The organism is Pseudoalteromonas sp. S1612, assembly GCF_005887175.1.
In the GTDB taxonomy this organism is placed as follows: Bacteria; Pseudomonadota; Gammaproteobacteria; order Enterobacterales; family Alteromonadaceae; genus Pseudoalteromonas; species Pseudoalteromonas undina.
Genome location: NZ_PNDH01000208.1, coordinates 1 through 322, shown reverse-complemented (window position 1 = coordinate 322; position 322 = coordinate 1). Strand labels below are relative to the sequence as shown.

Sequence of the window (322 nt, the reverse complement as noted above, 5' to 3'; positions counted from 1 at the left end):
TTTATAATCATCAGTTACCTCAGCTTTTTCAAACACATCTAAATCGGTGCCTAAATGATGCCTGCTTGCCCCAGGTAGTGCAGAGTAGAGCATTATCGCTATACATTTATCAATATCGCTTAGCTTAGTTAAATCTACAACTTCTTGCTGTTTATTAAAAACAGGTCGAATACCTAAAAACTTATTATTCCAAATAATTGACTGGCGATTAAAATCACGATAACTTGAGGCAATAGTAAGATCAAATCCCGCTTTTTTTACTGCACTTTGTAGCGCTAAAAAGTCGCTAATAATAGCGCTGTGCAAGCGATGATTTTGTATA

1 protein-coding gene is annotated in these 322 nt (G+C 35.4%); it reads right to left on the bottom strand.

From position 1 onward, the window contains the following. A partial coding sequence (locus CWB78_RS18725) for a M15 family metallopeptidase (RefSeq protein ID WP_138596870.1) occupies positions 1-322 on the bottom strand: 322 nt, incomplete at both ends.